The 10401-nt window shown below is 35.9% G+C and carries 11 protein-coding genes and 1 tRNA gene; 4 read left to right on the top strand and 8 right to left on the bottom strand.

Annotated features, from left to right (window positions below):
* On the top strand, positions 1-273 hold a 273-nt coding region (locus RHOW815_RS04510), incomplete at its 5' end, for an ISAs1 family transposase (RefSeq protein WP_215217148.1).
* Between the two features lie 288 nt (positions 274-561).
* Here RHOW815_RS04510 and RHOW815_RS04515 read toward each other — a convergent pair.
* From RHOW815_RS04515 to hpf, 6 genes are read right to left on the bottom strand one after another with little or no spacing between them, the layout of a single operon-like run.
* Positions 562-1362: a hypothetical protein gene (locus tag RHOW815_RS04515; RefSeq protein ID WP_215217149.1), complete on the bottom strand. Its 801-nt coding sequence runs from the start codon at positions 1360-1362 to the stop codon at positions 562-564.
* Positions 1363-1364: 2 nt separating this feature from the next.
* A complete protein-coding gene (locus RHOW815_RS04520; protein ID WP_215217150.1) occupies positions 1365-3074 on the bottom strand; it encodes a motility associated factor glycosyltransferase family protein in 1710 nt (569 codons plus the stop codon).
* Positions 3049-3876 carry a toxin-antitoxin system YwqK family antitoxin gene (locus tag RHOW815_RS04525; RefSeq protein WP_215217151.1) on the bottom strand — a complete coding sequence of 276 codons (828 nt, stop codon included), beginning with the start codon at positions 3874-3876 and terminating at the stop codon, positions 3049-3051. Before RHOW815_RS04525 ends, RHOW815_RS04520 begins: the two co-directional genes overlap by 26 nt.
* On the bottom strand, positions 3873-5375 hold the full coding sequence (locus RHOW815_RS04530) for a motility associated factor glycosyltransferase family protein (protein ID WP_215217152.1): 1503 nt from the start codon (positions 5373-5375) through the stop codon (positions 3873-3875). Before RHOW815_RS04530 ends, RHOW815_RS04525 begins: the two co-directional genes overlap by 4 nt.
* Positions 5363-5824: a type I restriction enzyme HsdR N-terminal domain-containing protein gene (locus tag RHOW815_RS04535; protein WP_215217153.1), complete on the bottom strand. Its 462-nt coding sequence runs from the start codon at positions 5822-5824 to the stop codon at positions 5363-5365. The genes RHOW815_RS04530 and RHOW815_RS04535 overlap by 13 nt, the downstream gene beginning before the upstream one ends.
* Complete coding sequence (gene hpf / locus RHOW815_RS04540; RefSeq protein WP_215217154.1) at positions 5802-6422, bottom strand: ribosome hibernation-promoting factor, HPF/YfiA family; 621 nt, start codon at positions 6420-6422, stop codon at positions 5802-5804. Before hpf ends, RHOW815_RS04535 begins: the two co-directional genes overlap by 23 nt.
* Before the next feature lie 248 nt (positions 6423-6670).
* Here hpf and RHOW815_RS04545 point away from each other — a divergent pair, with 248 nt between their 5' ends.
* The gene (locus RHOW815_RS04545; protein WP_215217155.1) at positions 6671-7714 is read left to right on the top strand and encodes a Fic family protein; all 1044 of its coding nucleotides are present in this window, start codon (positions 6671-6673) and stop codon (positions 7712-7714) included.
* Positions 7715-7795: 81 nt separating this feature from the next.
* Here RHOW815_RS04545 and RHOW815_RS04550 read toward each other — a convergent pair.
* Positions 7796-7869, bottom strand: a tRNA-Arg gene (locus RHOW815_RS04550).
* Between the two features lie 94 nt (positions 7870-7963).
* On the opposite strand from RHOW815_RS04550, the gene recO reads away from it, so the two are divergent.
* Together recO and RHOW815_RS04560 are read left to right on the top strand one after the other, a co-directional pair.
* Positions 7964-8635, top strand: coding sequence for a DNA repair protein RecO (recO, locus tag RHOW815_RS04555; protein WP_215217156.1), 672 nt, complete (start codon positions 7964-7966; stop codon positions 8633-8635).
* Positions 8636-8653: 18 nt separating this feature from the next.
* Entirely contained in the window at positions 8654-9889 is a 1236-nt protein-coding gene (locus RHOW815_RS04560) for an MFS transporter (protein WP_215217157.1), read from the top strand.
* A gap of 11 nt (positions 9890-9900) precedes the next feature.
* On the opposite strand, the gene RHOW815_RS04565 is transcribed toward RHOW815_RS04560, so the two are convergent.
* A complete protein-coding gene (locus RHOW815_RS04565) occupies positions 9901-10083 on the bottom strand; it encodes a hypothetical protein (RefSeq protein ID WP_215217158.1) in 183 nt (60 codons plus the stop codon).
* Positions 10084-10401: the final 318 nt, after the last annotated feature.

Below are 10401 nucleotides of genomic sequence, written 5' to 3' on the forward strand. Positions count from 1 at the left end.
AATGCAGAACGTCTTGCAAAGGAAGTGCGTAATCACTGGAGCATCGAAAACAAATTGCATTGGCAACTTGATGTTAATTTCCGAGAGGATTTAAGTCGTGTTAGAAAAGGAAATGGAGCTGAAAATCTATCTATAGTTCGACGGGCTACTTTGAATCTTTTACAAAAAGATAAGACAAGCAAGGTCAGTTTACATAAACGGCGCTTCATTGCATCATGTCGTAAAGATTATTTATTAGATCTGGTAGGTGCAAAGGAAATTCTTCATGCGTAAGCCCTGTATTAAAGATATGCCAGTTTAATTTAAGATCTCATGTACAGGCCATAATTGCACACAAAGAAGGGGTTGCTCCTAATTTTTTTTGCTCTTTAATGAGCGGTTTTGAGATTTTAAAAAAATCTCTTCATATTGGAGAGTTTAACCTACTTCGTTTAAGGGGTAACCCCTTCTTTGTGTGCAATTATGGCCTGTATATTGTCATAAATAGGATCTGCTTTGCAGGCCGTATTTACCAGAATTAAGGCTATTGCTAATCCTAGACATCTTAGTTTCTCCAAGAAATTAATAACGCCTAAATCCCTTAAAAGCTTTAGGCCAACTGTAAATGACTCTTTCTTTCGCTTCTTTATCATAACGGACTTGGATACAGATATAAGGATATTTGTGTTGATTGTCATAATCACGTCCTTCTTTTCTTTGATAGAGTTGAATCAAGATTTCTTTATTGTACCATGCAGGGACAGATACATCTAAATGATGATAGGATCTTTCAAATTCTAGATACTCTTGTTGGGTATATGAAGGGTTCTCCTGATAATATTGTTGTAAAATAGCAATGATTTTTTCCGGATACTCTTGCATCCCCTCTACATAAAAATCCACTTCTGCACCAATCATGTGTTTGGAAGTAGAATTCAAGCTATCGGCATAAGTATTGTGAGCAGGACAGCGATGCCCACAGGTAATAATTACTTTAGAGCGAGTTTTTTCTTGTACGAAGTTCAAAAGATCGATCAAAATAGGATAGATAAATTCTTTGCCTTGATGTATAGGAAGAGAATGTGTGTGACCCCCGCCGCAATCAAAGTAGGTTTGATTTTCTTCAATTCGTGGAGGATTGAATCCTGAACCCTTACAGCGAAAATACTCTTTAGAGATCTTTATTTGCTGTCCTACATATCCCTTTTCCCAAGGATAAGGCTCTCTTATTCTATGTTTGGGAATATCGATCTGATAATGATACTCATCATGGTTGCGGTGAATAAATTCACCCTTAGCATTTAGTCTGCGCAGTTTTTTCTGCTCTGATTGCTCCATACCAGAGCAGCCTATCAAAAATAATAAGAAAATGACTTGTTTCATCCTTATCCCATAAGATTTTGCTCAATCACATGTTCTAAGACCTCTTTCCAACTGGTATATTTTTCTAGGAAATGTTTAAGCATTTCTTTATCACTTCTCTTTCGTTTTTCGCAAGGATCTAATAGGCGATCAAGCGTTGAATCTAAAAAAGGAAATAAAGCATTTAGAGCCAGTTCCTCTTGAAAATCAAATTCTAAGAGAGTCATTTTAGCTGTGGGTATACTTACCTCTTGTGCAAAAGCTTGATGGGTTATTTTTAACATACGTAGTGTCATTTCTTGTAAGCGTAAAATGCTCGAACAAAGTTTTTCCTTTTCAGATGCAATGGCTTCGCTAAAACGGAGATCTAATTGATAGAGCTGCATTTTTTGATGAATAGCAGCATGTAGGTCGATGGGTTTCCAATCCATAGAAACCTCTTCTAATGAAGAGTTTTCTATGTCTTTAAACCCAAGGCCACTTGTCGCATTGATAAATCGGCAACTTTTATGTTTTTTAGCAAAAGAAGCAATGCATTCTGATTCCATTATCCACTTTACCGTGGTGTAAACAAGTTCACCTTTAACATTCTTTCGGCGCAAAAGCTTTTCTGAGGCTTGTGTATTCTCTTGCAGCATTTTAGGATCGATAGCGGAATGAGATACTACTTTTTCTGCATATTTTTGCATACCGGTATACGATAGATCTACCCCGATAAAAACAATGGGATTACAACCCATTTCTGCAGCAAAGGCTAGGCTAAGGGTAGTTACAGATAAAGCTTCCATCCCTAGATCAGGTCCCACTGCTTGATGATTTATCCCAAGCAGATTTTCAAAATGTTTTTCACAGATACCTCCTGTATCAGAAACAAGATACCCCATCTGCCCATTACACGTATTCCAAATATCTGGATGCACTCTGGTTGCATAAATGAGCGGGGTTTCATATGCAGATGCCGTTTTTAATCTTTCAAATTCTTCAAAATTAGGATCAGCTGCTATATTTAGATGTGGAGTTATACCTTGATTACTCAAAGCAGTAATGGCTGAGCCTCCTGCCAGAATCAGCGCGCGATCTTGCAAATTCTTCAAGGGCTCTATTGCATCTAATAAAGAAGGACCTGCTCCACAAATAATTGCAGGAACATTTACAAATTGCCCTTGAAATCGATTAGCTAAAAAAGAATGAGGCCACTTAGAGATATTCCTCATGAGATTTGCTAGCATGTGATGAGCTTTTAGAATCTCTGTCGTGCCTGCATGTACAACAGTTGTAATCCTTAAGAGTTGTAGACACAGCTGTTCAAACTGAGGTTTTCTGCGATAAGACTTGGTCGCTTGGATAAAAACATGTTCTAATGGATAGTTAGATACAATCTCTTCTAATTTTTTTGCATAAGGCTCTTCTAGATAGGATAGAAACATTTGACTATCTTGAAGGATTTGCTCACTGTAAGTAGAAGATAAAAATCTCTCTATTGCACTGAGCGAATCCTCTAAGAAAACCACTCTTCTTGTTTTTTCTTCCAAGACCCATTTTTTTAGACTAGGATAAGCACTAGACCCACCAATTCCATAAATATACAAAACCTCAACAGCTTTAAACTCTGGGATAAACTCCTCTTCGGGCAAAGCTTCGCAAGAGCTGGAGAAATTCAATAAAAAAACAAGCTCCGGATATCTTTCGCTTAAAAGATCTAAAGAACTATTTCCAACAAAGCTTTTTCCCATCCCATATCCCCTCTTTTGAAGTAGTCATTTGTGCATTGCAGTAGGTTTTTTCTATATAATTGCAGTCAGATGTATAAATCCCTTCTAGTATTAGCTGTCCTTTTTGATCCCAACGTTTACGATCATAGCGCTTTGGTGTATGGAAAACTTTTTCCTCACGCAAAATTTGATTACAGAAAAAATGACGATGCACTCCTATGGATTCTCCTTTTTCATAACAACCCTCATCTATAAGAACCTGCTCTTCATTCCAAAGCCGATCCCAGCCATGTTTTTGTCCATTTTGATAATCAATGGATCTTTTTAGCCAACCTGATTCCCAAAAAAGACGCACCTGCCCATCTAATTGATGCAAGCGATAAGGTATGTGGCTTTTGATACCACCTGTTTCATAGAAATACTCCTGCAAACCTTCGGGTTTTCCGTCTACAAACCTTTGTATACTCGCTGGTTTTTGAGAATAGTAAAAATAACGCGTTTTCCCTACTTTTTTACCCAAATAGTACCAGCTCTTTGTGAGAATTTGCCCTTGAGGGCTAAAAAAAGTAGAGGGTCCATGTAAAAAACCTTGATCGTAAAACAAAATGGCTTGGCAGGTTTTATCTTCAAAAAACCAACGACACTCTCCTTGTTGCTTCCCTTCATGGATCAAATAAGCCTGGGTATTTGTTAGAACCAGATTTGGTGATTCAAGAGATTGAGGAAGATAAGGACAGAAATGTTCATGTTGAACATCCAATCCCAATTCTTCATCATATATAATTAGCTTCTCTTGAGTGAACACATAGTTTTCTTTTATCATATTTTTAAACTCTTGAAAGTAGACAAATGGATTTCAACTGCTTTTTTAAAAAATAAATGCTGATGCAGAACTCTTGTGGGAAGATGTTCTTCTTGTCTTAAAATAGGCCATTTCCAAATTTCCCAAAGCGGCAGCAAAAGCTTCTGTACACAAATATTTTGCGCTAAATCAGATTCTAATAGAGCAAGCTCTCCTGTTTCCAAAATAGAGTGGGGGTAATGCTTTTCCCATAGTTTTAGCAATTGATCGCATAGATCAAGCGCTTCTGTAAAGCTATTACTCAATTTATGCAAAACAGCTCGTACGCTTTCTTGGGTAATTTCAGATCTAGCTGCTCGAGCTGTTAGTGCGTAACTAAAAGAGGTGGTATCAAAAGCGCTTGGCAATGAAACTTGTTCTAAAGGAAGGTATTTGACATGTGCTAAAGGCATTGCTTCTTGATCGGTATATATCCATTTGATTTCTTTATTCTTTTCAGCAAATTGATCTAACCAAGAAGCGCTTGCTAACCAATCTGGTTTTGAGATTCTCTTTTCTTTCTTTGCATTGATACACTCCACCCAATTTCCCTGGTCTGCTTGCATACCTGCTGCGTATACTTGATTTTCTGGAGAACAAAAGTCCATACCTACACAAATAATGGGATTACATCCCAAATGGGCTGCAATCAATGCGCAAAAATTAGCTGCTGTAAACCCGCTATCCATTAATGGATAATTAAGGCCTAACTCTTGATAGATCCATTTTTCTAAAGGATAATTAGCTGAATCGGGCATCCATATTTTTTGGCCATGTAAAAAAGCAAGCTGTCTAGAAGAGATCCTAGACTGGTAAAAATAGGGCGTTTCATAGCCTGTTTGTGTTAAATATCGACTAGGAGGAGGATCTGGATCAAAAGCTACCCCGAAGTGCGGATAAACCCCTTGCGTTTCTAAAGCACACATAGCAGAACCTGCGCCAAATAACAAAGCTCTCTCTTGCGCTTGAATCAGCGTGGGTATTTGTCCATCTAATGATGGGCCCGCTCCACAAATGATTGCGGGTACATTTTGACAGCAATTTTCTAAAGATTTTCCAAGAAGAGACACCGGTATTTGGCCTATGTTTTGTAATAGGTTAGCTATGATAACCTCTCCTAGGTCGCGGAAATCAGAAATCAAGAGATACACTTGGATATGCATCTCTTCGAGCATTTTGGAGAAGATACGCTCTTCTTCATCTATAGCTACTTGAGTCAAACGTAAAAGACAAAACTCCCAGACAATTCTATGACATAAACTAGCATTAGAATCCCAATGATACAATCTAATTTGTGGATTTTGCCATTGAACTTTCGCTTGTAAAAAAGCCTGCAAATTTTTTTCTATACAAACTAAAAACCTTTTGGGGTTTTCTAAAAGCCATTTATCTAAACGAGGAAGTAAATTTACATCAAATACAGATAAAACATCCGTATCACAAGATTCTAAATGATCCAGACTATTTACTATTTGCAACATGCAATTAAATCCTGATAGGAAGGTAATCCTTCTTTTATAACCATTTCATTTGAATCTACATCTAAATACTTAAACAAAATACCTTCTTGATTTGCTACAGCGACAAAGGGAGCTTTCACCCAATAATTATATCCACTTACCTGACTTAAAGCCTGCTTTCTCTCCCCACTTCTCTTACATTCAATCAGCAATAAAGGCAGGAGCTGATCATGCCTAGGAAAATAGCATAAAATATCAAGACGCCTTTTTGGTACACGCTTTCCTTGAAGGTGAGGCAATTCGCTAAGTGCTTTTTCCACGACGACGTATTCCTTAGGAAAAAAGAGTTCTTCAATCAGAACATGTAATAATTTTTGTCTGATTTTTTCTTCAGGCGTTGCTCGAATAGCAACGCCACGCATCTTGTCGATAAGCCAAGGCTTATCATTATTCGGGTCGGATAAGGCCATAATGACCGTCCTTACGACGATAGAGAACTTTTAATTTACGATCTTCTTCTGAGCGAAAAATTAAAAACTGATCTTGTGAGAGGTCTATTTTCATAAGAGCCTCTTCTGTATTAAGTGTCTTAAGAGGTTTCACTTTTGTGTCAATAATCATGGGAGGCAAAAGAGCTTGTATTTCCCTTTCTCGGTTTTCCTCTTCTATCTCTGCATTAATTTGATCTACTTCAGATTTTTTAAAGATATCTACCACCATATCTACTGTTGTAGATACTTTTTGATGATGATCTCGAATCTTATCTTTATACCGACGGATTAAAGTATGTAATCGATCAATTGCTCGATCAATGGAAACATACATATCTGTACTTGTAGCTTGTGCTTTAATCTTAAGATGATCGAGTTTGACTATTAATACACAGGTATGTTCAACCTTATGAACTTCTAATGTAACATGTAGACGCAAGATGTGATTATGCAAACGTTCAATTTTGGAGAGTTTATTCCAAATGTGGTTTTTTATCGAATCGGTTACTTGAACCTGGCGCCCGATAATATCAATACGGTAACCAAGATCTTGTTCAAATTTGTTTTTGTCGTTCATAATACCTCTTATGCTGTTAAACCGATTGCATTTCGATTATACTCCTATCAAGCCAAAATGATCAATATTCATGAGGTTAGTTGTTTAAAGATCTTTTTCGTTTAAAATTAGCAAATACATGAATGTTATCAAAACGATAACATTCATGTATGAACAGAAGGTTTTTTTCTTAGGTCTTTTAGCAATAATAAACCTTGAGCATGGTTGGTTTTTATGACATACTTCAAATAAAAAAACATATAAAAGCTATGCAATTTTCCCCAAAATTCACTATTACTCTTTCTATAGCAAATGCTTTAACCTCTATTGAACACACTCGCGGTTTTCTAGAAGCTGCCATACTCTCAGAAGATTGGATGGCTAAGATGCAGGCTAGAGCTCTTATTCTCGAAGCTCATCATACTACTCATATTGAAGGCACTCATTTAAGCCTAGATCAATCTGAAAAGCTCCTTTCCGGAAAGAAGCTATCCAGAGTAGATGTTGAAAATGTAAGAGAATTGTTAAATTATAAAAAAGCTTTTGATTTTGTATCTGATTATCTGGTCTCTCAAAAACCTATTACTGAAGCGTTAATCCGAGAAATCCATAAAAAACTAGTCGATGACGTTCGAGGAAACAATGCCCAACCACGTCAATATAGAAATGTCCAAAACTATGTAGCGAATTCAAAAACCAAAGAGATCATTTATACTCCACCAACAGCTTATGAAGTCCCTTTTCTTATGGCTCAACTATTGGCTTGGATACAAAATGAGCAAATCATTCCCGCTGTCCTTGTATCTGGCATTGCACAATTTCAATTAGTTCATATCCACCCTTTTCTAGACGGCAACGGTAGAACGACCCGACTTTTGTCCACTTTGTGTCTTTATAAATTCGGGTATGATTTTAAAAAACTTTTTACAATAAGTGAATATTACGACCGGAATCGAGCCAATTATTACAAAGCTATTCAGTCTGTTAAAGACAAGAATATGGATATGACTGTTTGGCTAGAATATTTTTCCAAGGCTCTAGAAACTCAAATGCACGAAATTCAACTTAAAGGCACTCATGCTATGAAGTTAGCTATTATGATAGCAAAATACAAACTTTCCAAAAGGCAAAAACAGATATTACAACAATTGCTGGAAACAAATGAAGACTTTACTATTCAACAATATGAATCATTTTACCCGTCTATAAATAGACGTACTTTACAAAGAGATCTTTCCGATTTAGTAGAGAAAAAGCTGATTTACCAAATAGGAGAGAAAAAAGTTACCCATTATCGAATAAACCTAGATTGATTTTTTCTACGACATTTCTGCGACATTTTTTGCTTTTTTTTGTCGCATAAACCTTCTAAATCTTTAAACTTTTAAAAAAATTGCACCGAACAGGACTTGAACCTGTAACCACCCGGTTCGAAGCCGGGTACTCTATCCGATTGAGCTATCGGTGCTAAACTTTGAAGTTCAAGATAGATTACTCTCTTAAAGGTAAAAAAACAATCCCCATCTTCTTTTCAAAGAGAAAATAAACTATGCGTAAATTCTATGGAATATGAAAAAACAGAAGGGATTGTTTTACGTTCTCTGCCCTATCAAGATAAGAATCGGATCGTCACGGTTTTTACCAATTGTTATGGGGTGCTGCAATTTATCATTAAAGGAATCTCGGCTAAAAGAACGGATAAATTGGCATTAAGCTCCCCTCTTTGTAAGGGTGAATATCTTTTTTATCGGGGTAAAGGCAGTCTCATGCATTTTGTAGATGGATCGGTTTTAAGCGAGCATCTACAATTGCGTACAAAAATGCAACACATCCAAGCAGCAGCAAATCTAGTACAAATCATATTAACTTCTCAATTACCTCACAAACCAGCTCCTAAAGTCTATCAATTTTTCTCTAAATGCTTGAAAGCTATCCCCTATTTTGAGAATACAGACGTCTTAACCAATAGCTTTTGTCTAAAATTGCTCAAACAGGAAGGATTGCTTGCCCTGCAACCTTTTTGTAGCCAATGTGAAAAAGAAGCAAGGGCACTTCATTATGGAGAAAGTTTTTGCAGCTTTCATGCACCAAAATTTTCTTTTAGATTTTCACAAGAGCAATGGGATACCTTATTGACATTGGCTTATGCAACCACCTTTTCTCAAATTCAAAACTATGCTTTATCAAAAGATTTGAACGAAAAAATCAATCAGATCTTTCAAGAAAATACTTGAAACATTTATTTTAAAATTATGAAGGCCTCTTTTCCAATTTTTTTACTCTATTTTATCGATAATTTTAGCTTAGCACTTGTTATTCCCGTTTTATCCTCTGTTATTCTCGGTTCCCAATCCCATCTAATCACCTCTAGTTTATTTTGGAAAAATGTCAGCCTTACTACCTTAGGGACAGTTTTTCCTTTAGCTTTGCTTTTTGGTTCACCTTTAATAGGAAGCATTTCAGATACAATCGGAAGAAAGAAGTCGTTTTATATTACCATTACTGGAATGGTTTTGGGTCACTTGCTCGTTGCCTTTGCTTTTTATATTTCCCATTTTATTTTATTGGTTCTAGGACGGTTAATATCTGGTTTTTTTTCAGGGAATACCGGTTTATGTTTAACCACAATCTCCGATTTACATCCCGATCATACAAAGCGTTCCAAATATTTTGGTTATCTAACTGGTATAGGAGGACTTGGTTGGTTATGTGCTATGTTTGCCGGAGGAGTTCTGGCCAATCGTAAATTTGATCCTCATTTCTCCCCTTCATTGCCTTTTATGATAGCAGCCCTTATGGGGATCATTAATTTAATAATCTTAATTTATTTATTAAAAGAAACACATCATCTGAAAAAGAAGAAAATCAAATGGGAGCTTACTGAGGGGCCGAAAAAACTGATCCGAGTTTTTCGCATTTCTAAATTGCGTTTTTTATTTCTCATCCAATCCTTGTTTTTATTAAGTTGGATGTTGGTTTTTCAATCTTTTTCTTCCTATTCTTTTTTAGAATTTAATTCCCCTCCGACCTGGATCACTTTATGTTTTTTAGGACTTAGCTGGATTCTAGGAAGTTCTTTAATTAATCGTCTTTTAATCAAACGGGTTTCTTTAGCTAATATTCCCTGCTACGGTTTATTAGCTTTAAGTCTGTTATTTTGCATAGCTTCTTTTACTCATAAGTTTGTATCTTTGTCTGTTTTTGATTGCACAGCAGCTTTTATTTCTTCTTTTACAGCAGCAAACATATTTAACCTAATCTCCTTTTCTGCTTTACCGAGTATTCAAGGAGAAATTATGGGATTGAGCCAAGCTGTTATTGCAATGGTACAAATCGCAGCTCCAATAGTCATTGGGCTTTTCTTTCTACATTATACTCTCATCTATTTGACTGCCTCAGGCATTGCTTTAGGCGCCTTTTTGCTTTTGCTGTTCCATAAACCCTCTTTGCAATCTAAAATTAATGAAACTCAAGCTGAAGAAACTTAAAATTACTTAATTTACATAGAAACCAATTCTATTTTTTCAATTTGTTTTTGGAAAAATGCTGCGTTCCAATTCTCGACAAATTTTCTATCTTTTGGCCTAAGAAAATTTTCTACATCACGTTGTGCTGCTTTCCAATTTACAACTGTAATTTTTTTTTCAAACTCTTTGTGAAGCCATTTTTTATTGTAAGGCATATCTTTTCTTTTATATGGCCCGGATTGATAAAGAGCATTTTTCAGTAAAAGATCATTAGATCTCTTGCATAACCAATAAGCAATAAGCAATAAGCAATAAGCAATAAGCAATAAGCAATAAGCAATAAGCAATAAGCAATAAGCAATAAGCAATAAGCAATAAGCAATCTAAAATTTTAAAGTATTTTAATCCAGGAGATATGATTGTTTGAGCGATATGAACCTATCTTGAATTGAATATAAATTTTCGCTATGATACCAGATCTTTTTATTTTTTAACTAAAGACAGATGACATGAGCAAGCAAGGATTAAATGAA

The organism is Candidatus Rhabdochlamydia sp. W815 (genome assembly GCF_018642185.1).
Taxonomy (GTDB): Bacteria; Chlamydiota; Chlamydiia; order Chlamydiales; family Rhabdochlamydiaceae; genus Rhabdochlamydia; species Rhabdochlamydia oedothoracis.